20 protein-coding genes and 1 tRNA gene are annotated in these 21,850 nt (G+C 61.5%); 10 read left to right on the forward strand and 11 right to left on the reverse strand.

The annotated features are described in order from the left end of the window. The first annotated feature begins 126 nt into the window (after positions 1-126). The 4 genes from secA to C8C99_RS19610 all read left to right on the forward strand — a co-directional run bounded on the left by secA (position 127) and on the right by C8C99_RS19610 (position 5,592). Positions 127-2,883: a preprotein translocase subunit SecA gene (secA, locus tag C8C99_RS19595; RefSeq protein WP_108626628.1), complete on the forward strand. Its 2,757-nt coding sequence runs from the start codon at positions 127-129 to the stop codon at positions 2,881-2,883. A 96-nt stretch (positions 2,884-2,979) separates the two neighbouring features. Then, positions 2,980-4,209, forward strand: a complete 1,230-nt coding sequence (argJ, locus tag C8C99_RS19600) for a bifunctional glutamate N-acetyltransferase/amino-acid acetyltransferase ArgJ (RefSeq protein WP_108626629.1) — start codon at positions 2,980-2,982, stop codon at positions 4,207-4,209. 62 nt (positions 4,210-4,271) lie between these two features. Then, complete coding sequence (locus tag C8C99_RS19605) at positions 4,272-5,144, forward strand: ATP-binding protein (RefSeq protein WP_108626630.1); 873 nt, start codon at positions 4,272-4,274, stop codon at positions 5,142-5,144. Continuing rightward, positions 5,122-5,592, forward strand: coding sequence for an NUDIX domain-containing protein (locus tag C8C99_RS19610; RefSeq protein ID WP_199226535.1), 471 nt, complete (start codon positions 5,122-5,124; stop codon positions 5,590-5,592). The genes C8C99_RS19605 and C8C99_RS19610 overlap by 23 nt, the downstream gene beginning before the upstream one ends. A gap of 117 nt (positions 5,593-5,709) precedes the next feature. Here C8C99_RS19610 and C8C99_RS19615 read toward each other — a convergent pair whose 3' ends face one another. The 8 genes from C8C99_RS19615 to C8C99_RS19650 all read right to left on the reverse strand — a co-directional run bounded on the left by C8C99_RS19615 (position 5,710) and on the right by C8C99_RS19650 (position 12,533). Then, complete coding sequence (locus C8C99_RS19615; protein WP_056641105.1) at positions 5,710-5,928, reverse strand: DNA gyrase inhibitor YacG; 219 nt, start codon at positions 5,926-5,928, stop codon at positions 5,710-5,712. Between the two features lie 95 nt (positions 5,929-6,023). Beyond that, complete coding sequence (zapD, locus tag C8C99_RS19620) at positions 6,024-6,779, reverse strand: cell division protein ZapD (RefSeq protein WP_056641109.1); 756 nt, start codon at positions 6,777-6,779, stop codon at positions 6,024-6,026. A gap of 85 nt (positions 6,780-6,864) precedes the next feature. Beyond that, a complete protein-coding gene (coaE, locus tag C8C99_RS19625) occupies positions 6,865-7,485 on the reverse strand; it encodes a dephospho-CoA kinase (RefSeq protein ID WP_056641110.1) in 621 nt (206 codons plus the stop codon). 9 nt (positions 7,486-7,494) lie between these two features. Then, complete coding sequence (locus C8C99_RS19630) at positions 7,495-8,367, reverse strand: A24 family peptidase (protein WP_056641113.1); 873 nt, start codon at positions 8,365-8,367, stop codon at positions 7,495-7,497. Next, positions 8,367-9,587: a type II secretion system F family protein gene (locus C8C99_RS19635; RefSeq protein WP_056641116.1), complete on the reverse strand. Its 1,221-nt coding sequence runs from the start codon at positions 9,585-9,587 to the stop codon at positions 8,367-8,369. Before C8C99_RS19635 ends, C8C99_RS19630 begins: the two co-directional genes overlap by 1 nt. Before the next feature lie 20 nt (positions 9,588-9,607). Continuing rightward, on the reverse strand, positions 9,608-11,347 hold the full coding sequence (pilB, locus tag C8C99_RS19640; RefSeq protein WP_056641119.1) for a type IV-A pilus assembly ATPase PilB: 1,740 nt from the start codon (positions 11,345-11,347) through the stop codon (positions 9,608-9,610). Between the two features lie 139 nt (positions 11,348-11,486). Beyond that, positions 11,487-11,563: transfer RNA gene (locus tag C8C99_RS19645), tRNA-Pro, on the reverse strand. 40 nt (positions 11,564-11,603) lie between these two features. Further along, on the reverse strand, positions 11,604-12,533 hold the full coding sequence (locus tag C8C99_RS19650; protein WP_056641769.1) for a polyprenyl synthetase family protein: 930 nt from the start codon (positions 12,531-12,533) through the stop codon (positions 11,604-11,606). A 235-nt stretch (positions 12,534-12,768) separates the two neighbouring features. Here C8C99_RS19650 and rplU point away from each other — a divergent pair, with 235 nt between their 5' ends. The 4 genes from rplU to proB all read left to right on the forward strand — a co-directional run bounded on the left by rplU (position 12,769) and on the right by proB (position 15,827). After that, the gene (rplU, locus tag C8C99_RS19655; RefSeq protein WP_005794184.1) at positions 12,769-13,080 is read left to right on the forward strand and encodes a 50S ribosomal protein L21; all 312 of its coding nucleotides are present in this window, start codon (positions 12,769-12,771) and stop codon (positions 13,078-13,080) included. Between the two features lie 15 nt (positions 13,081-13,095). Beyond that, on the forward strand, positions 13,096-13,353 hold the full coding sequence (rpmA, locus tag C8C99_RS19660) for a 50S ribosomal protein L27 (RefSeq protein ID WP_005794180.1): 258 nt from the start codon (positions 13,096-13,098) through the stop codon (positions 13,351-13,353). Between the two features lie 169 nt (positions 13,354-13,522). Then, entirely contained in the window at positions 13,523-14,593 is a 1,071-nt protein-coding gene (cgtA, locus tag C8C99_RS19665; protein ID WP_056641121.1) for an Obg family GTPase CgtA, read from the forward strand. 91 nt (positions 14,594-14,684) lie between these two features. Beyond that, positions 14,685-15,827: a glutamate 5-kinase gene (gene proB / locus C8C99_RS19670; protein ID WP_056641123.1), complete on the forward strand. Its 1,143-nt coding sequence runs from the start codon at positions 14,685-14,687 to the stop codon at positions 15,825-15,827. A gap of 115 nt (positions 15,828-15,942) precedes the next feature. On the opposite strand, the gene C8C99_RS19675 is transcribed toward proB, so the two are convergent. Continuing rightward, entirely contained in the window at positions 15,943-16,620 is a 678-nt protein-coding gene (locus C8C99_RS19675; RefSeq protein WP_056641126.1) for an RNA pyrophosphohydrolase, read from the reverse strand. Between the two features lie 93 nt (positions 16,621-16,713). Between C8C99_RS19675 and C8C99_RS19680 the strand changes: the two genes are divergently transcribed. Together C8C99_RS19680 and C8C99_RS19685 are read left to right on the forward strand one after the other, a co-directional pair. After that, positions 16,714-18,456 carry a proline--tRNA ligase gene (locus C8C99_RS19680; protein WP_056641129.1) on the forward strand — a complete coding sequence of 581 codons (1,743 nt, stop codon included), beginning with the start codon at positions 16,714-16,716 and terminating at the stop codon, positions 18,454-18,456. Further along, the gene (locus tag C8C99_RS19685) at positions 18,453-19,160 is read left to right on the forward strand and encodes a lytic transglycosylase domain-containing protein (protein ID WP_056641132.1); all 708 of its coding nucleotides are present in this window, start codon (positions 18,453-18,455) and stop codon (positions 19,158-19,160) included. Before C8C99_RS19680 ends, C8C99_RS19685 begins: the two co-directional genes overlap by 4 nt. A gap of 37 nt (positions 19,161-19,197) precedes the next feature. On the opposite strand, the gene C8C99_RS19690 is transcribed toward C8C99_RS19685, so the two are convergent. Further along, positions 19,198-20,541 carry a hemolysin family protein gene (locus C8C99_RS19690; protein WP_056641135.1) on the reverse strand — a complete coding sequence of 448 codons (1,344 nt, stop codon included), beginning with the start codon at positions 20,539-20,541 and terminating at the stop codon, positions 19,198-19,200. Between the two features lie 163 nt (positions 20,542-20,704). Further along, positions 20,705-21,712 carry an AAA family ATPase gene (locus tag C8C99_RS19695; protein ID WP_108626631.1) on the reverse strand — a complete coding sequence of 336 codons (1,008 nt, stop codon included), beginning with the start codon at positions 21,710-21,712 and terminating at the stop codon, positions 20,705-20,707. Positions 21,713-21,850 lie beyond the last annotated feature (138 nt).

A 21,850-nucleotide genomic window follows, 5' to 3' on the forward strand; every position in this document is an offset into this window, starting at 1 on the left:
CCGGCGTTCTGTGCCTGGGTTGCAATGCTTGCAATCGCGGTCGCAGCACCCACCTGAACTCAATTCATCTTAGGGATTTCGGTCGCTTGGCGCGCTGATTGCAGCGGGACAGGCGGTCCTGTTCGCATGGCCACCAACTTCCTCACCAAAATATTCGGCAGCCGCAATGACCGGCTTCTCAAGCAGTACCGCAAGACGGTGACCCGCATCAATGCGATGGAGCCCGAGTACGAGAAGCTGTCGGACGAGCAGCTCCGGGCCAAGACGCAGGAGTTCAAGGACCGCGTGGCCAAGGGCGAGACGCTGGACAACATCCTGCCCGAAGCCTTTGCCGTGGTGCGCGAGGGCTCCAAACGCATCATGAAGATGCGGCACTTTGATGTGCAGCTGCTGGGTGGCATGGCGTTGCACTTTGGCAAGATCGCCGAAATGCGCACCGGCGAGGGCAAGACCCTGACGGCCACGCTGCCGGTGTACCTCAACGCTCTGTCGAGCAAGGGCGTGCACGTGGTGACGGTGAACGATTACCTCGCCAACCGGGATGCGCAGTGGATGGGGCGCCTGTACAACTTCCTGGGCCTCACGGTGGGTATCAACCTGCCCAATATGCCGCGCGAAGAAAAGCAGGCGGCGTACCGGGCCGACATCACCTACGGCACCAACAATGAATACGGTTTTGACTACCTGCGCGACAACATGGTCTATGAAGCGCAGGACCGCGTGCAGCAGGGCCTGAACTTCGCCATCGTGGACGAGGTGGACTCCATCTTGATCGACGAAGCCCGTACGCCGCTCATCATCAGCGGCCAGGCCGAAGACCATACGGCGATGTACATCGCCATGAACAAGGTGGTGCCCCTGCTGGTGCGCCAGGAGGGCGAGGCAGATCCCCGCACGGGTGAGGGCGTGACCAAGCCCGGTGACTTCACGCTGGACGAAAAAACCCACCAGGTGTTCCTGACCGAACAGGGCCATGAAACTGCTGAACGCATTCTGGCGTCGCATGGCCTGATCGCCGAAGGCGCTTCGGTGTACGACCCGGCCAACATCACGCTGATGCACCACCTGTATGCGGCGCTGCGGGCCAATCATCTGTACCACCGCGACCAGCACTATGTGGTGCAAAACGGCGAGATCGTCATCGTGGACGAATTCACCGGCCGCCTGATGTCGGGTCGCCGCTGGAGCGAAGGCCTGCACCAGGCCGTGGAAGCCAAGGAAGGTGTGAACATCCAGGCCGAGAACCAGACGCTGGCCTCCATCACCTTCCAGAACTACTTCCGCCTGTACAACAAGCTGGCTGGCATGACCGGTACGGCCGACACCGAGGCCTATGAGTTCCAGGAAATCTATGGCCTGGAAACCACGGTCATTCCACCCAACCGCCCGAGCAAGCGCGACGACCAGCTGGACCGCGTGTACAAGACCACGCGCGAGAAGTACGAAGCCGCTATCAAGGACATTCGCGAATGCCACGAGCGCGGCCAGCCCGTATTGGTGGGGACCACGTCGATCGAGAACTCCGAAATCATCGACCAGTTGCTGAACAAGGAAGGCCTGCCGCACCAGGTGCTCAATGCCAAGCAGCACGCCCGCGAGGCCGATATCGTGGCCCAGGCGGGTCGCGAGGGCATGATCACCATCGCCACCAACATGGCCGGCCGTGGTACCGACATCGTACTGGGCGGCAACATCGAGAAGGACGTGGCGGCCATCGAGGCGGACGAATCCCTGTCCGAGTCCGAGCGCACCGCCAAGGTGGCCGCGCTGCGCGAACAGTGGAAGGTGGACCACGAGAAGGTCAAGGCGCTGGGCGGCCTGCGCATCATCGCCACCGAGCGCCATGAGTCGCGCCGCATCGACAACCAGCTGCGTGGCCGTTCGGGCCGCCAGGGCGACCCTGGTTCCTCGCGTTTCTATCTGAGCCTGGATGACTCGCTGATGCGCATCTTCGCGGGCGACCGCGTCAAGGCGATCATGGACCGCCTGAAGATGCCCGATGGCGAAGCCATCGAAGCGGGCATCGTGACCCGCAGCATCGAGTCTGCCCAGCGCAAGGTCGAGGCCCGCAACTTCGACATCCGCAAGCAGTTGCTGGAGTACGACGATGTGGCCAATGACCAGCGCAAGGTGATCTACCAGCAACGCAACGACATCCTGGATGCTTCGGACCTGTCGGACGTGATCGCTGCTATGCGCGAAGACTGCATGACCGATCTGGTGCGCCAGTATGTGCCTGCCGAATCGGTGGAGGAGCAGTGGGATCTGGCCGTGCTGGAGAAGGCGCTTGCAGAAGAATGGCAGGTATCGATTGCGCTGCAGCAGGAAGTACAAGGCGCCAATGCGATCACCGACGACGAAATCCTGGACAAGGTCCTGCAGGCTGCGCATGCCGCCTTCGACGCCAAGGTCGAGCAGGTCGGCCGCGACAACTTCACGCAGTTTGAGCGCGTGGTGCTGCTGCAGAACTTTGACTCCAACTGGCGCGATCACCTGAGCGCACTTGACTATCTGCGCCAGGGCATCCACCTGCGCGGCTATGCGCAAAAGCAGCCCAAGCAGGAGTACAAGCGCGAAGCCTTCGAGCTATTCCGTCAGCTCATCGACCAGGTCAAGAACGAGGTCACCAAGATTCTCATGACCGTGCAGGTGCAGTCGCAGGCGCAACTCGACCAGGCTGCGCAGGACATGGAGCAGCGCGCCGAAAGCATTGCCAACGTGACCTACACCGCACCCACCGAAACCGGCGAGGTGGAGACCACGGTGGATGCACAGACCGTGGCCCAGCAAGCTTTGCCTGAAGGCATGCGCGTGGGTCGCAATGACCCCTGCCCCTGTGGCAGCGGCAAGAAGTACAAGCAGTGCCACGGCAAACTGGCTTGATTTTCTGATCCAGACAACACGGGCTTCGGCCCGTGTTTTCATTGGCGCGCCACGGTTTTCCGGATAATCGGCCGCAGTTTTTTGAGAAAGACCCCCATGCCCGTCAATCTAGTCGCCCCCGTTGCTGCCGATCTGCACCCCATCGCGGGTGTGCGTATCGGTGTTGCCGAAGCTGGTGTCCGCAAGGCCCACCGCAAGGACCTTACCGTGTTCCTGCTGGACGAGGGTGCCAGCGTGGCGGGCGTGTTCACGCAGAACCGCTTTTGCGCAGCGCCGGTGCAGATCAGCCGTGAGCATCTGGGCAGCGGTCAATCCATCCGCGCCATGGTCATCAACACCGGCAACGCCAATGCGGGCACAGGGGCTGACGGTTTGGCGCGTGCACGCTCCACGTGCATTGCGCTCGCACGCCAACTGAGCGTGGCGCCCGAGCAGATTCTGCCGTTCTCGACCGGCGTGATCATGGAGCCTCTGCCCAACGACCGCATCGAAGCGGGACTGCCCGCCGCCATCGCCGACGCGCAGCCCGACCACTGGGCGCGTGCCGCCGAGGGCATCATGACCACCGACACACTGCCCAAGGCGTTCTCTGCACAGGTGCAGATCGGTGGTGCCACGGTGTCCATCACGGGCATCAGCAAGGGCGCGGGCATGATCCGCCCCAACATGGCCACCATGCTCGGCTTCCTGGCCACGGACGCCTGTGTGGCGCCCACTGTCATGCAGCAACTGGCGCGTGAACTGGCTGACGGCTCCTTCAACCGCGTCACCATCGACGGCGACACATCGACGAATGACTCCTTCGTGGTCGTTGCCACCAACAAGGCAGCGCATGCGCCCGTGACCTCGCTCGACAGCGCGGACGGCCAAGCCCTCAAGGCTGGGATGCTCTCGGTGTCACAAAAGCTGGCGCAGGCGATCGTGCGGGACGGCGAGGGGGCGACCAAGTTCATCACAGTGCGGGTCGAAGGCGGCAAGACTGGCGACGAGTGCCGCAAGGTGGCCTACGCCATTGCCCATTCGCCGTTGGTCAAGACGGCCTTTTTTGCCAGCGACCCCAACCTGGGCCGCATCCTGGCGGCCGTGGGCTACGCCGGCATTGACGACCTGGACCAGACCGGCATCGACCTGTACCTGGACGATGTGCATGTGGCGCTGCAAGGGGGGCGCAATCCTGCCTATCGCGAAGAAGACGGCCAGCGGGTGATGAAGCAGAGCGAGATCACCGTGAGGGTGCTACTCGGGCGCGGTACCGCAGCGGACACGGTGTGGACCTGCGACTTCAGCCACGAGTACGTGACCATCAACGCCGACTATCGCTCGTGAGTTGGTTTTTGCTATCTTTGTGATAGCTGTTGAGGCATATTTCACTAGCGCATGTCGCCACAATGAACGAAAAATTTGAACGCTTGGTCGAGCGTGCCGAGCAGCTCATCGCACGTATCGAATCTGTATTGCCCCAGCCGCTGGGGGCTCCCGACTGGTCCGCCTCCATTGCCTGGCGCTACCGCAAGCGCAGCAGTGGGCATGGCGCGCTGGAGCCCGTGCGCCACGTGGGCGCGATGCGGCTGGAGGACCTCAAGGAAATCGATCCGCAAAAAGAAAAGATTGAGCGCAACACGCAGCAGTTTGTGCAGGGCAAGCCCGCCAACAATGTGCTGCTGACCGGTGCGCGTGGCACCGGCAAGTCGTCGCTCATCAAGGCCTGCCTGAACGCCTATGCGGCCGAAGGCCTGCGCCTGATCGAGGTGGACAAGGCCGACCTGACCGATCTGCCGGACATCGTGGATGTGGTGTCTGACCGGCCCGAGAAATTCATCGTCTTCTGCGACGACCTGAGCTTTGAGGACGGCGAGCCAGGCTACAAGGCGCTCAAGTCGATTCTCGACGGCTCGGTGGCGGCCGCCACACCCAATGTGCTGATCTACGCCACGAGCAACCGGCGCCACCTGCTGCCGGAGTACATGGCCGACAACCTCACCTACACCCATACCGAAGACGGCGAGGTGCACCCGGGCGAGGTGGTGGAGGAGAAGATCTCTCTGTCGGAGCGGTTTGGCCTGTGGGTCAGCTTCTACCCGTTCAGCCAGCAGGAGTACCTGACCATCGTGGGGCAGTGGCTATCGTCGTTCGGTGTGCCTGCGCAGGCTATTGAGGAAGCGCGGCCTGAGGCGCTGGTCTGGGCGCTGGAGCGTGGCTCGCGCAGCGGTCGCGTGGCGTACCAGTTTGCGCGTGACTATGCGGGGCGCCATGGTGGCTGAAAATATCGCCCCTGATGGCACGCCAGCCAGCACCGAACGCAAACACACCGAAGTGGCCGTGGGCATCCTGCTGCGCGCTGACGGCGCGATGCTGTTGTCCACCCGCCCGCCGGGCAAGCCCTACGCCGGGTACTGGGAGTTTCCGGGCGGCAAGCTCGAAGCGGGTGAGACGGTGGAGCAGGCCCTGCGCCGCGAACTGATCGAGGAGCTGGGCGTGACCATCGGCCCGGCCAGCATCTGGAAAGTGACCGAACACGATTATCCCCACGCGCTGGTTCGCCTGCACTGGTGCAAGGTCTGGGCATGGACCGGTGAGTTCGAGATGCGTGAAGGTCAGGCCATGGCCTGGCAGCAAATGCCGATCACGGTGTCTCCCGTGCTGCCGGGTGCCTATCCGGTGCTGCAATGGCTGGCCGAGGAACGGGGTTTGCAGTCTGCGGTGGAGTGAGATTCCCGTCTGTGTGGGACTGATTTGCTATTGAATTAGTAGCTTCTCAGGCATGTGCTACTAGCGCTACCGCTGGTTTTGGATGAAATGGCTCCTGAATGGAGCCTGTGACCTCTGTCAATGCTGCTGGCGCGGGTCGCCATGGGGGGCGTCGTCTGGCGGTGCTTCGGTAGGCATGCGAAAGCTTTCGCTGGCCCATGCACCCAGGTCGATCTGCTTGCAGCGCTCACTGCAGAAAGGGCGGTACTCATTCGCGGGGCTGTACACGCTATCGCCGCCGCAGCTGGGGCAGGTGACGATGCGCGCCTGCGAGGAGGGGGTTGGGGAGTGGGGCATCCTGGGGTGAACCTCTTGCTCAAATCGGCCGGCCTGATCTTCTGCGGGCCTCGGCGCTATGCAGTCTCTGGGCTAGGGCTAGGGCTTGCTAAGGCCTATGCGCACAGGGTCAGTTCAAACGCTGCGTCTTCGTTGCAGGCGTGCAAACGCCCATCAGCTTCCAACCGCATGAGCCGCACCGAGACTATCAGACGGTTGCCACTGATTTCCGGGATCAGGTTCAGCGCCGGGTCGATGCGAAGCCGCAGCAGCTGGAAGGTACGGCCTTGGGGAAGGTTTTGCTGAAATTGCCCTCGTTCGGCAGCCACCTTTTGGGGAACGCCTGAATCGCGCAGCAGCTTGAGCAATACATAGATCGACTCGGCAAGGGGAGCCAGAGTAGAAGCCCATTCTTCCAGCGCCTGCTGACGCACTGCGGGAGTATGGTGCTGCCACGCGTAGTAGGCGGGCAGATCAAAGCCACAGGTCCCACCCGGAATACCGATACGGCTGCGAATGCTCATCAGCCAGTCGTTCTCGGTGAGCGCGTGGCCCGACTTGCCGCTTTGGGTGTTGAGTGCCACGAAGCAGCGATCCAACTGGCTGATGACCGCGTCGAGCGCTGCTTCAGAGATGGAGGGGTTGCCCCGGTATGCGTCGAGCTGGTGCTTGTGCCTTTCGATGTCCTTGAGCACATCCGACTTCAGATCGGCCCGGGCGGCCACGTCCATGATCTCGAAAATCGTGACCAGGGCGAAATGGTGATCCAGCGCGTGGGGCCGGGGGATCAATTCCCCCAAGCGGCGGAACAGCTGCTCCAGCCGCAGGTAGGTTCTGAGACGCTCGTTAAAGGGGTATTCGTAAAGGATCACGCTGGCGGGTTCCTGGAGGCTCAGGCAGTATTCTGACGCCGGTGGCGCACGGCATGGGGTGAAAGCACAAACGGTTTCGTACGCATCATAGCCCGAACAGTGTGGCCACTTGCCGTACCTCGGCCTGCAACTGCTCCAGTGTGCAGTGTGCTTCGTTGGCAATCACCACATCGGCCACCGCCCTGCGCGCTGAGCGCGTGGCTTGTGAGGCAATGATTCCCTGTACGGCTTCAGCGGACAGACCGCTGCGCTGCATAACCCGCGTGATCTGGGTCTGTTCTGTGCAGTCCACCACAATCACGGCGTCAAGCTGGCGAGCCCAGCGCCCGGACTCGGCGAGCAGAGGAATGTCGTGCACGATCAGTCGGGCGCCAGCCTGCAAGGCCTGCTGAATCCGTTGCTGGCTGTGCAAGGCTACCAGGGGGTGCACGATGGCCTCCAGCTGGCTGCGGGCCTCGGGTTGGCTGAAGGCCAATTGCCGCATGCGCGCGCGGTCCAGGGCACCCGATGCATCGACATAGGCATCACCAAAGGTACTTTGGATGGCTGGCACGGCCGCGCCCCCAGATCCGGTCATTTCCCGGGAAATCTGGTCAGCGTCGATCAGGGCTGCGCCGAGGAACGCCAGCATCTGACCTACCGTGCTCTTGCCGCTGCCAATGCCCCCGGTCAGGCCTAGGCGCAAGGGCTGTCGGTCAGTTGTCATGAGCGCACGTCAGAGTCCCAGGAGCCCGAGCACCGTGCCCAGAATGGCATTGGGGCCAAACACCATCGCAGTGAACCCGGCACCTACCAGGAAGGGTCCGAACGGGATGTAGCCACCTTCGCGCAAGCTGCTGAAAATCTTCATGGCGATCCCGATGATGGCGCCAATCACGGAAGACATCAAAATGATGGGCACCAGCGCTTGCCAGCCAAACCATGCGCCTAACGCGGCAAACAGCTTGAAGTCACCGTACCCCATGCCTTCCTTGCCAGTCGCCAGCTTGAACCCCCAGTACACCAACCAGAGCGAAAGGTACCCAGCCGCGGCGCCCATGACAGAGGCATACAACGGCACGTTAGTCCACTGCATGGCCGATGCCAGCAACCCTGCCCACAGCAGAGGCAAGGTGATGTCATCGGGTAAAAGCGTGGTGTCCCAGTCGATGAATGCAAGGGCCACCAGCGCTGCCGAAAAGCCGCACCATGCCAACCCCGCAGGGGTTAAGCCCCAGCGATGGAGGCAGAAAAAAAACAGTGCACCCGTTGCCAGCTCGACCAACGGGTAACGGGGGCTGATGCGTGTTTTGCAGGACGAACAACGCCCACGCAAAAACAGGTAACTCAAAACCGGGATGTTCTCATGCCACCGCACCAGGTGCCCGCAAGCAGGGCAGCGGGACCGAGGCGTCATGAGATTGAAAGTCAGCTGCGTGTCCTCGGGCGGCTCTTTGCCTTGGTTGGATGCCTCGACTTGCGCCAACTCTGCAGCCCACTGCCTTTCCATCATTTTGGGAAGGCGGTAGATCACCACATTCAGAAAACTGCCGACAAGCAACCCAATCACGCCGCCGATAGCGGCATCCAACCATGCTTCCAGCACCATTACACAACCTGACCGAGCTTGAAGATGGGGAGGTACATCGAGACCACGATACCGCCGATGAGCGTGCCAAGAAACACGATGATGATGGGTTCCATCAGGCTGGATAGGCCTGCGACCATGTCGTCTACTTCAGCCTCATAGAAGTCCGCGGCCTTGCCGAGCATGTGGTCGATGGAGCCAGACTCTTCGCCAATCGCGCACATCTGGAGCACCATGGAGGGAAAGATATTGGCGTTGCCCATAGCAGCCGTCAGGCTGGTGCCTGTAGAGACTTCCTGTTGGATCTTGTCGGTGGCCAGGGAGTACACCGAATTGCCAGCGGCCCCGCCCACCGAGTCGAGCGCCTCCACGAGAGGCACGCCAGCAGCGAACATCGTGGAAAGCGTTCGGGTCCAGCGAGCGACACATGATTTGTCAATCAACGCGCCAAAAACCGGAAGCCGCAACAGGAGCCGGTCCATGAACATCTGGACCTTTTCACTGCGGCGCCATGCCTGCATGAAAAAGTAGAAGCCACCGCCAATGACACCAAAAATTAGCCACCACCATTTGACGAACACCTCGCTGATCGCCATTACCAGCAAAGTTGGAGCTGGCAGGTCGGCACCGAATGAAGTGAAAACCTCCTTGAACGCTGGAATCACGAAAATCATGATGACAGTGACCACCACAAAAGCCACGATCACTACGGAAATGGGGTACATCAAGGCTGATTTGATCTTCGATTTGATCGCCTCGGTTTTTTCCATGTAGGTGGCTAGTCGATCCAGCAAGGCTTCCAAAATACCGGCCGCCTCACCTGCTTCCACCAGGTTGCAGTAGAGACTGTCGAAATACATCGGGTACTTTCTGAATGCCCCGTTGAGCGATGTCCCGGTCTCGATATCGGCCCGAACATCGTTGAGCAATTTGGTAACGCTGGCATTCGTGTTGCCACGACCCACAATGTCGAAAGCCTGCAGCAGAGGCACGCCGGCTTTCATCATGGTTGCCAACTGGCGTGTGAACAACGCAATATCCTTGGGCTTGATTTTCTTGCCCGAGCGCATGCGGCGCTTCTTGATTTTGGTGGGAAACACTCCCTGGCGACGCAGGGTCGCCTGTACCTGGTTTTCTCCACCCGCACGCACTTCACCCCGGACGATCTTGCCGTTGCGGTCCTTGCCCTCCCACTCGAAGACAAAATCCTTAATATCTTTGGTTGATGCTGCGGTCGCCATGGTGCCCTCGTCCGTGGATGCTATTCGTTGGTAACGGCCAGCACTTCCTCAAGGGAAGTGAGGCCCAATTTGGCTTTGTAGAGTCCGGATTCGCGCAGCGAACGAACACCCTCGGCGCGCGCCTGCTCTGCAATCTCCAGCGCGCTCCCATCGCGCAGGATGATGCGCTGGATTTCCTCGGAAATGGCCATCACCTGATAGATACCAAGCCGACCTTTGTAGCCGTTGTTGCAGGCCGAGCACCCTACGGGCCGGTAAGTCACCCAAGAGCCGTCAATTTCGTGCTCCTCGTATCCCGCGTCCACCAAGGCCTCATGGGGAATATCGGCCGGCACCTTGCACACGGGGCACAGCCGACGTGCCAATCGCTGCGCCGTGATCAAGATCACACTGGATGCGATATTGAACGGCGCGATCCCCATATTGCGCATCCGCGTGAGGGTGGTCGGAGCATCGTTGGTATGCAGAGTCGACAGCACCAAGTGACCTGTCTGTGCCGCTTTGATGGAAATGTCCGCAGTCTCCAGATCCCGGATTTCACCCACCATGATGATGTCCGGATCCTGCCGCAGAAACGACTTCAGTGCCACTGCAAAGGTCAAACCAGCTTTTTCATTGACGTTCACCTGATTGACGCCGGGCAAGTTGATTTCAGACGGGTCTTCGGCCGTAGCAATATTGACCCCAGGCTTGTTCAGCAGATTCAAGCAGGTATACAAAGATACCGTCTTGCCGGAGCCCGTGGGGCCCGTCACCAGAATCATTCCGTAGGGACGGCCAATTGCCTGGAGCAATCGCTCCTTCTCCACAGGCTCGTAGCCGAGCGCGTCGATTCCAAGCTTGGCGCTGCTCGGATCGAGAATACGAATCACGATTTTCTCGCCGAACAGCGTGGGCAGGGTGCTCACCCGAAAATCGATGACGCGCTCAGGCCCGACTTTCAATTTCATCCGACCGTCTTGAGGCACGCGCTTTTCCGAAATATCTAGGCGTGAAATCACCTTGATGCGTGAAGCAAGCTTGTCCTTGATGGCGATCGGCGGGGAGGCAATTTCGCGAAGCTCTCCGTCAATCCGGAACCGAACACGATATTGGTGTTCGTAGGGCTCAAAATGCAAATCCGATGCGCGCATGTTGAATGCATCGAGCAGCATTTTGTGCAAAAACTTGACGATGGGAGCATCTTCAACTTCCGTCGTCCCGGTATCTGCCTCTTCAGGCGCATCCTCGATGGCTACGTCATCAAAGGCGAAGTCTCCCCCCCCGCTCACCAGCGTTTCCATGGATTCGCTGGCTGACTTGGTAGTGGCTTCTACCAAACGGCTGAGTTTGTCATATTCCGCAATAATCCAATCCACCCCCATTTGGGTTGTGAATTTGATTTTCTCAGCAGCTTCCTGGTCGGTAGGATCGGCCGTTGCCACAATCAGCCGGTTGTTGCGTTTGCTCAGGACCACCACGCGATACGCCTGGCATATCTTGTTGTCGAGCAGCTCCTTGGGCAGGCGCAAAGGGTCGATGGCGTCCAGGTCGAGCAGGGGCGCCCCAAAAACCGCTGACACTGTGTGCGCCAAATCGGCCGCAGAAACAGCCCCCGAACCTGTCAATTCGGCAATGAAACTGGTCCGGCTGATTTGTGATTTTTTGTAAATGTCTTCGGCTGACTTCTGCGTGAGCTTGCCAGCGGACATCAGGGCACGGCCAAGCCCGGGCAGGGCAACTGCAGAGGCTTCTTTGAGGGCAGTATCAACAGCGGCCATGTAACCGAGAATGTGTTAGGTGTGGAAAAGAAACCATCCTATCATCCCCGATCAACCATGGACTGTACAGCGGCGCATATTGGCAACGGCGCTACAAAACGGATTGCATGAAGGGGCAACCACCCGGTGATGTGATACATGGTCGGGGTGAGAGGATTCGAACCTCCGGCCTCTACGTCCCGAACGTAGCGCTCTACCAGGCTAAGCTACACCCCGCAGCTTGCAATAGTAATCAAGTATGAATCTAATGCGATTGTCAATTCCGCCGCGCTAACAACTGTGCGGCTAATTCTAGCAAACCCTCAGAGTACGCATTTGCAGGCAATAGTTCTGCAGCAGCCATGGCGCGGCGGGCTTCAGCAAAAGCTGCGGCGCGGGTAATGTCCAAGGCGCCGGTCGCGCGGACGATATTGACAATTTCTGTGAGCTGCTCGGTCGAACCCTGCTCGATGGCTTGGCGAACGATGTGCGCTTGACTGGGACTTCCTCGCTCCATGGCGGCGATCAGAGGGAGTGTGGATTTGCCTTCGCGCAAATCATCCCCGAGGTTTTTGCCCATCTCGGCAGCGTCGCCGTCGTAATCCAGCACATCGTCAATGATCTGGAAGGCGGTGCCCAGGGCCTGTCCATAAGTCGCGCATGCCTCTTCCACTTCGGTTGGACTGCCCGCCAGGACGGCTCCCAACCGAGCGCTGGCTTCAAACAGTTTGGCCGTCTTGGAGCGGATAACGCGCAAGTAGCCTGCCTCGTCCAGCGATGCGTCGTGCATGTTCATGAGCTGGAGCACTTCACCTTCCGCGATCACATTCGTGGCCTCGGAGAGGATTTCCATGATGCGCATGCTTCCGGCCTCCACCATCATCTGGAATGACCGCGTGTGAAGGAAATCCCCCACCAAGACGCTGGCGGGGTTGCCAAAGGTTTCATTGGCCGTGGGGCGTCCGCGACGCAAGGTGGATGCGTCCACTACGTCATCATGCAGCAGTGTCGCGGTGTGGATGAGCTCAACCACCGCGGCCAAGCTGTGTCGGTGCGTGCCGCGGTAACCCAGAGCCCCACACACCATCAGCAGCAACGCAGGGCGCAGGCGTTTGCCTCCGGCTGCAATGATGTATTGCGAGATTTGGGCCACCAGGGGAACGCTGGATGTCAGGCGCTGACCGATGACCTTGTCAACCTCGTGCATGTCTTGTGCGACGAGCGCGAGGGGGGAAGCTGCGGGGGCGGTATGGTCAGTCAAGATGGTGGTCACAGAAAGTGCACGAATTATAGGAAGGCTGACCGCAGGACCGATGAGGACGGTGGCGTGCTGGTTACGTCGGATCGACGGATGATGGAGGGGCTGGCGGAGCAGCAAAAGATGCGCTATACTCGCGGGCTCTGCGGAAATTCGTCTGCAGAACTCATATCAAGAGGTCAACATGTACGCGGTCATAAAAACCGGCGGCAAGCAGTATCGCGTTGCTTCCGGCGAAAAAATTAAAGTAGAACAGATTGCTGCGGACGTAGGCCAGGAAATTGTGATCGACCAAGTTCTGGCTGTCGGCAACGGCGCTGAACTGAAGGTTGGTACGCCCCTGGTGTCCGGCGCAACCGTGAAAGCCACTGTCGTGGCCCACGGCAAGCACGACAAAGTGCACATCTTCAAGATGCGCCGTCGCAAGCACTATCAAAAACGCCAAGGCCATCGCCAGCAGTTCACTGAACTGCAAATCGGTGCGATTGCTGCTTAATCGAAGGAGCTAGTCATGGCACAGAAAAAAGGCGGCGGCTCTACGCGAAACGGGCGTGATTCCAAGCCAAAGATGCTGGGTGTCAAGGCCTTCGGTGGTGAACTGATCAGCGCTGGCTCGATCATCGTGCGTCAACGTGGTACACGTTTTCATCCCGGCACCAATGTCGGCGTGGGCAAGGACCACACCTTGTTCGCCTTGGTGGACGGCCACGTGTCGTTCGGCACCAAGGGCGCATTGTCCAAGTCCACGGTCAATGTGACTCCCGCCTGAGGATCTCTCCTCTGGCAACCATCGAAGCCCCGCTTTGCCGGGGCTTTGTTGTTTGGTCTGTACGCGTCGCTGATGCGCTGCGGGTCTTTGGCGCTTGGAATGCGTTCTGCTATTCCGCCACAATCGATCACCAGCCACGGTACGGCCCCTTTTGTAAACTGGATACCCCATGAAGTTCGTCGATGAAGCCTTTATTGACATTGCCGCTGGTGATGGTGGCAATGGCTGCGTGTCGTTCCGGCACGAAAAATACAAGGAGTTCGGCGGCCCTAATGGGGGAGACGGGGGGCGTGGGGGGCATGTGTTCGCCGTGGCCGACCCCAACCTCAACACGCTGGTGGACTATCGCTACTCGCGCCGCCACGAGGCCAAACGGGGTGAGCACGGCATGGGCTCGGACATGTTTGGCGCTGCGGGCACGGACATCACACTCAAGATGCCGGTCGGGACCATCATTACCGACGCGGAGACGGGCGAGGTTCTGTACGAGCTGCTCAATCCGGGTGAGGTCATCACCATCGCCAAAGGCGGTGACGGTGGCTTTGGCAATATGCGTTTCAAAAGCGCGATCAACCGTGCTCCACGCCAGAAAACCCCAGGCTGGCCCGGTGAGAAGAAGAACCTGAAGCTGGAGCTGAAAGTGCTGGCCGATGTAGGCCTGCTGGGCATGCCCAATGCAGGCAAGTCCACCTTTATCACCGCAGTGTCCAATGCGCGTCCAAAGATTGCGGACTACCCGTTTACCACACTGCACCCCAATCTGGGTGTTGTGCGGGTGGGGCCTGAGCAGAGCTTCGTGGTGGCCGACATTCCCGGCTTGATCGAGGGGGCCTCTGAAGGCGCGGGATTGGGTCATCAGTTTCTGCGCCATCTGCAGCGCACGCGCCTGCTGTTGCACATCGTGGATCTGGCGCCGTTTGACGACGCCGTGGACCCGGTGGCGCAGGCCAAGGCCATCGTGAACGAGCTCAAGAAATACGATCAGCAGCTGTACAACAAGCCGCGCTGGCTGGTGTTGAACAAGCTGGACATGGTGCCCGCCGACGAGCGTGAGGCGCGTGTGAAGGATTTTGTGAAGCGTTTCAAGTGGAAGGGGCCGGTGTTTGAGATCTCTGCCCTCACTCGGGAGGGCTGCGAGCCACTGATCCATGCCATCTTCCGCCATGTGCAGTCCGAGCAGCGCACGGAGAACGAGCCGGTGGAGGTGGACCCTCGCTTTGCTGGCGGCGCGCCGGTTTGACGCGCCAGTGGTCGGAGTTCAAGAATTGCTATTTTTTTGGTAGCTACTCGGGCATAAAGCAGTAGCGCTACCGGCATCAAAGATATCAAAAATGGTTTCCAGCGTATTGAGAGATGCCCGCCGCATCGTGGTGAAGGTGGGCTCCAGCCTTGTGACCAACGAAGGGCGGGGACTGGATGAAACTGCCATCGGCGAGTGGAGTCGTCAGCTGGCCGCCCTGGTGCGCGGCGATGGGGGTGCGCCGCGCGAGGTGGTGATGGTGTCCAGTGGCGCCATTGCAGAAGGCATGAAGCGACTGGGCTGGACCATGCGGCCCCAGGAAATCCACGAGCTGCAAGCGGCCGCTGCAGTAGGGCAGATGGGGCTGGCGCAGATGTACGAAACCAAGCTGCGTGAGCAGGGCATGGGCAGCGCGCAGGTGCTGCTGACTCATGCCGATCTGGCGGACCGTGAGCGCTATCTCAATGCGCGCTCCACTTTGCTCACGCTCCTGCGTCTGGGCGTGGTGCCGGTGATCAACGAAAACGACACCGTGGTCAATGACGAGATCAAGTTTGGCGACAACGACACGCTGGGCGCGCTGGTGGCCAACCTCGTGGAGGCCGATGCCCTGATCATCCTCACGGACCAGAAGGGGCTCTACACCGCCGACCCGCGCCGTGATCCATCGGCTCAATTTGTGCACGAAGCCAAGGCGGGTGATCTGGCGCTGGAGGCGATGGCGGGTGGTGCGGGCTCCAGCATTGGCAAGGGCGGCATGATCACCAAGATCCTGGCTGCCAAGCGTGCGGCGGGCTCCGGCGCATCGACCGTGATCGCCTGGGGGCGCGAACCCGATGTGCTGGTTCGCTTGGTGGGCGGCGAGTCGTTGGGTACCTTGCTGGTGGCCCAGACGCAGAAAAAGCAGGCCCGCAAGCAGTGGATGGCTGATCACCTGCAGCTGCGCGGCTCCGTGGTGGTCGATGCCGGGGCTGCTGCCAAGGTGCGCGACGAAGGCAAGAGTCTGTTGCCCATCGGCATGACTTCGGTTGAAGGGGACTTTTCGCGTGGTGACGTGATTGCCGTGCGCGACGGGTCGGGAGTCGAAATTGCACGTGGCTTGGCCAACTATGCCGCCGCCGAAGCGCGCCTGCTGTGTCGCAAGCCCTCTACGGAGTTTGAGAAACTGCTGGGCTATATGGCGGAGCCGGAGATGGTCCACCGCGATAATCTCGTGCTGGCGCAGGGCGCGTAGAGATTGACGGAGCGCATCGATAAGACCGCGTCTTTGCCGCCCATGTGCTGAGCGGTCCGTCCATGAAAACAAAACGCCTGCAGATGCAGGCGTTTTTCATGGTGGGGTCTCCAAGTCAGCGCGGTGTGTCTGATACCGATGGCATACCGTCGAGCTCTCCCGGCACGCTGTTTTGCGGGTCGGGATCAAAACTGGCGCCAGGAGGGAGCTCCATGCCGGGGTTGACGAGCATGGAGCCTGTGCGAAACATATTGGCAGCGCCCGTATGTTCGCCCTCGCGAGTACGCAAGCCGCTGCGCAAATAGCGGTTGCGCTGCTCGTTGCGTGGCAGAAAACGCGCCAGCTCGGTCAGCGCCATTTCATACACACCGCGTTTGAACTCCACCACCACATCGAGCGGAACCCAGTAATCGTTCCACCGCCAAGCGTCGAATTCCGGGTGGTTGGTCGCACGCAGGTTCAAATCCCAGTCGTGCCCCATCAATTGCAGCAGATACCAGATCTGCTTCTGGCCCTTGTAATGGCCGCGAGCGTCGCGGCGGATGTACCGGTCAGGCACCTCATAGCGCAACCAGTCCCGGGTGCGGGCCACCACGCGCACGTGGTTAGGCAATAATCCCACCTCCTCATGCAGTTCCCGGAACATGGCCTGCTCAGGGGTTTCGCCCCGGTCAATGCCACCCTGTGGAAACTGCCAGCTGTGGGTGCGTATGCGCTTGCCCCAGAACACCTGGTTTTTCTGGTTGAGCAGGATGATGCCGACGTTCGGCCGAAAGCCGTCCCGGTCAAGCATAATCAAACCCCAAATTTTTAAACTGTGTCCATTATGCACGGCGCCTAGCGCGCAGCAAGTGGACCGCCCCGTTCTGCCTGCAATCGATTTCCGATGAAAGCCTCCCAATTCTTTATTTCCACCCTCAAGGAAGCTCCGGCGGACGCCGAAGTGGTCAGCCACAAACTCATGACGCGGGCGGGGCTGATCAAGAAGCTGGGCGCTGGCATCTATAACTACATGCCGCTGGGGCTGCGGGTGATCCGCAAGGTGGAAGCCATTGTGCGCGAGGAGATGAACCGCGCAGGCGCAGTGGAGCTGACCATGCCGGTGGTCCAGCCTGCAGAGCTGTGGCAGGAAACCGGGCGCTTTGACAAAATGGGCCCCGAGCTGTTGCGTATCCAGGATCGCCATGGGCGCGACTTCGTGGTGCAGCCCACCAGCGAAGAAGTGATCACTGACATCGCGCGTCAGGAGCTCAAGAGCTACAAGCAGCTGCCGAAGAACTTCTATCAGATCCAGACCAAGTTCCGCGACGAGCGCCGCCCCCGTTTTGGCCTCATGCGGGGACGCGAGTTCATCATGAAGGATGCCTACAGCTTTGACCGCGACCAGGCGGCCGCCAAGGCCAGCTACCAGGTGATGGCGGCAGCCTACCGCCGCATCTTTGACCGCTTTGGTCTTACCTATCGCGCCGTGGCGGCCGACAGCGGCGCCATCGGGGGCGACCTTTCGGAAGAATTCCAGGTGATTGCCGCCACGGGAGAGGACGCCATCGTCTATTGCCCGCAAAGCGACTACGCCGCCAACATGGAAAAGGCCGAAGCGCTGGCGCCCGCCGGCCCTCGCGGCGGCGCCACCCAGCCACTGGCGAAAACGGCCACGCCGGGCAAGAGCACCTGTGCCGATGTGGCAGAACTCCTGGGCGTGCCCCTGAACACCACTGTGAAGTCGCTGGTGCTGGCCACGGACGAAACCAACGAAGAGGGTGAGATCGTCAAGACCCGGGTCTGGCTGCTGCTGCTGCGCGGCGACCATGACATGAACGAGATCAAGGTGGGCAAGGTGCCCGGGCTGGCGGGCTTCCGCTTTGCGACGCTCGGCGAAATCGAAGACCACTTTGGCTGCAAGCCCGGTTACCTGGGCCCCATCGGCCTGAAGAAGCCGCTGAAGCTTGTGGTGGACCGCGAAGTCGCGCTGATGGCTGACTGGATCTGCGGCGCCAACGAAGTGGACTTTCACATCACCGGTGTCAACTGGGGCCGCGACCTGCCCGAGCCCGACATGGTGGCCGACCTGCGCAACGTCGTGGCGGGCGACCGATCCCCGGACGGCAAGGGTGAGCTGGCGATTGAGCGTGGCATCGAAGTGGGCCATGTGTTCTACCTGGGCACCAAGTACAGCAAGGGCATGAACGCGACCTTCCTCGGCGACGATGGCAAGCCGGCGTTCTTCGAGATGGGTTGCTACGGCATCGGCGTGACGCGCCTGCCCGCCGCCGCCATTGAACAAAATCACGATGAGCGTGGCATCATCTGGCCGGATGCGATTGCGCCGTTCACGGTGGTGGTTTGCCCCGTGGGCATGGACCGCAGCGAAGCCGTCAAGGCCACGGCCGAGCAGCTGTATGCTGACCTGCTGGCCGCAGGCGTGGACGTGATCCTGGATGACCGTGGCGAGCGCCCTGGTGCGATGTTTGCCGACTGGGAGCTGATCGGTGTGCCCCACCGCGTGACCATTGGCGACAAGAGCCTGAAGGAAGGTGTGGTCGAGTACCAGCACCGCCGTGACCCTGCCGCCACCAAGGTGGGCGTTGCCGACATCCTGGCCCATGTAAAAGGCCGCATGGTTGTATGAGTACGCGCGGCACCTCCTCCATCGCTCCGTCGGCTGTGACTGCGGGTGCCCCTGCGGGGCTGTCGCGGCGTGGCTGCCTGGTGTCGCTGGCTTCGCTGACCGCGCCCGCCGCCTGGCTGGGCGCTCCGCAGGTGGCGCATGCCGGCGGGCAGCTGGAGGAGCCCCTGATGGACTCAGTGCGCACCGCGCTCAGCTCTGCGATTGCCAACCAGGCACCGCCCGAGCCCGAGTTTTTCACCACCGAGGCGCGCCTGCATTACCTGCGCTGGCTGGGCACGCAAAGCGATCGCCTGCGCCCACGCAAGCCGGACCTGGAGGTGCGCCGCGACTTCCTTCAGACCGTCTGGTACGAGTCCAAGCGCGCCGGGCTGGATGTGTCCCTCGTCCTCGGGCTGGTCCAGGTGGAGAGCGGATTCCGCAAGTTTGCGGTGTCCAGCGTGGGGGCGCGGGGCTACATGCAGGTCATGCCTTTCTGGACCCGCGTGATTGGCGATGGCGACCCGGGCAAGCTGTTTCACATGCAGACCAACCTGCGTTTTGGCTGCGTCATCCTGCGCCACTACATTGATCGTGAGCAGGGCGATCTGTTCATGGCACTGGGCCGGTACAACGGCAGCCGGGGCCGGCCACAGTACCCGGACGCCGTGTTTGGCGCCCAGCGCAAGTGGCTGTTTGCCGACCGGCCGCTGTCTCCGGCCGCATAGAGCGATCTGCGCCTGTGCCGCGGGGCGCTAGGCCCGGTCACTGCACCGTGGTTCCGGCTGGTGCTGGCGCGTTCACAGCGGTGCTCCCAGAGGCTCCTCCCAGCCGGGAAACCATGACCTGGTCGATGCGGTAGCTGTCCACATCGAGCACCTCGAACTTGTAGCCGCCCCAGCTCACACTGTCCGTGCGACGGGGCACGCGGCGCAGCATCACCATCAGGAACCCGGCCAGGGTTTCGTATTCACCGGTGTGGGGCAGTTCGTCCAGCGACAGCGCGTGCAGCACATCCTCGATGGGCGTCACACCGTCGATGAGCCACGAGTTCTCATCGCGCCGCACGATCTGCTCTTCGTCCGCTGGGCCGACCAGATCGCCCATCACGGTGCTCATCACGTCGTTCAGTGTGACCACGCCCACCACCAGGCTGTATTCGTTCACGATGACCGCAAAGTCCTCGTGCACCTGGCGGAACTGCTCCAGCACCTCCGACAGGGTCAGCCGGTCGGGCACGATCAGCACCTTGCGCACCAGGCTGTCGTCGGCCAGCGAAATGGGCTGGTTGTTCAGCACTCGCTGGAACAGGTCCTTGGCATCCACATAGCCCACCACGTGGTCGATGTCGCCCTCGCACACCGGGTAGGTTGAAAACGGCTCGGCCGCAATGCGCAGGCGGATGACCGAGTCGGGCTCGTCGCGCAGGAAGAATGCAATCCGGTCGCGCGGCGACATGGCGCTGGACACCGTGCGGGTATCCAGTTCAAACACATTGGTGATGACCTGCTGCTCGCGCGCCGCCAGCACCCCGGCGCGGGCGCCTGCTTCCATCATGGCCAGGATGTCGTCCGACGTGATGCGGTCATCGCGCAGCGATGACAAGCCCAGCAAGCGGAACAGCGCATCGGCCCCCCGGCTGTAAAACCACACCAGCGGCCGCAGCAGTGTCATGCACCAGGCCATGGGCTGAGCCAGCCGCACCACCAGTCGCTCGGGCTCTGCCATGCCCAGGCGTTTGGGGAACAGGTCGGCGAACAGGATGAACAGCGAGGTGATGATGAGGAAGGACGCCAGGAACCCCGCCCGCTCGGCCGTGGGCCCCGACACCCACAGCGCGAACAGTTCGCTGAAATGCGGGCTCAACGCCCCCTCGCCCACGATACCGCCCAGGATGGCCACGGCGTTTTGCCCCACCTGCACCACCGTGAAATAGTCTCCTGGCTGCTCCTGCATGCGCAGCACCCGGTCCGCACGCGCGTCGCCTTCGTCGGCCATCTGGCGCAGGCGCAGGCGGCGGGCGGCTGCGAGCGAAATCTCGGCCATGGAGAAAAAGGCGCTGGCTGCAATCAGCAGCCCGATCACGAAGAGGCTTTGGGACAGGGTCATGGGACGAGGGTGGAGCCGGTGCACGGCGTGTGTGCCACGGGCCACCAAGTGTATCTGCGCACCTTGGCGCCGGCCTGCTGTTGCCGCCTGGGCGGGAGGTGCCAACCCCGCACTAGGCCCTTGCCTGCTGCGGCGGGCGGCAGCCAGTGGGCGACCGCGCTACTTACTGCACAAAGCCGATGCGGCTGCGCCCCGTGGCGGCCTTGGGCAGGTCGGCAATCTCCACGGTAGACCGACGGTCCAACCGCGCGTTGCCAAAACCCGTCATCAGCGCCCGCCGCATCTCGCGCGGGGGCATCTGGGCGAGGTGGTCCAGCACGTCATCCAGCGGTTCCGGGTCCAGCAGACGGCCCCAGTCGTGCCCAGCGCGGATGCCCTGGTACAGGTTGCGGGCGATGGTGCGGGCCTGATCCAGCGTGGGCGCCTCCACCTCGAATACGTTCATGCGGTTCAGGATGGGGTCGGGAATGCCGCGCGTGTCGTTGGCCGTGGTGATCCAGATCACCTGGCTTGCGTCGATGGCCACTTCGGCAAACTCGTCGGTAAAGCTCTGGGCGGTGTCGTATTCGAGCAAGCTGTACAGCGCGCCGAGCGGGTCGTACTGTGCGTCGGTGCTGGCCTTGTCGATCTCGTCCACCACGATCACAGGGTTGGCGTATTCACCCTCCACCAGCGCCTCGAACACCTTGCCGGGGCGCGCGCCCTTCCACTGGGCCGACGAGCCCGACAGCAGCCAGCCCGCGGTCATGGAACTCATCGGCAGCAGGTTCATGCCCGTGCCCAGCAGCTCGGCCAAGTGGCGGGCAAAGTGGGTCTTGCCGATGCCGGGCGGGCCCAGCAGCAGCATGGGCGTGACTTCCAGCCCATCGCTGCTGTCCTGCGCCAGCGCCACGTGGCGTTTCACATCGTCCAGCACCTCGGTGAAGTTGGGCAGTTGCTCGTACAGGCTGGCCATGTCGGGGATGCCCGAGGGCTTGACCTGAAAGCGCTCCGGGCCGCGCTCCAGCATGCGTTCGTAGACGGTGCGCAAGGTTTCGTATTCGCGCTGGTTGCCGGACTCCTGCAGCCGTGCGAGCTTGCGCTCGACATCGCCGGGGTGGAACACGTTGCGCATCTGGGCCACCGGAAGGTGCAGGGCCGGCGGCTGGGGAACAAGGCTATGGCTGGTCATTGCATGCTCCTGTGAGGGTTACGTCACGCAATCATTCAAGCACACAACATGCCCGCTGCTCCATCGGAAAAGCCCCTGATTGGTGCCTCTGTTGCGGACAAACAAAAAGGCCGCCCGAAGGCGGCCTGATGGGAGGCG

It is taken from the genome of Acidovorax sp. 107 (assembly GCF_003058055.1).
GTDB lineage: Bacteria > Pseudomonadota > Gammaproteobacteria > Burkholderiales > Burkholderiaceae_C > Acidovorax.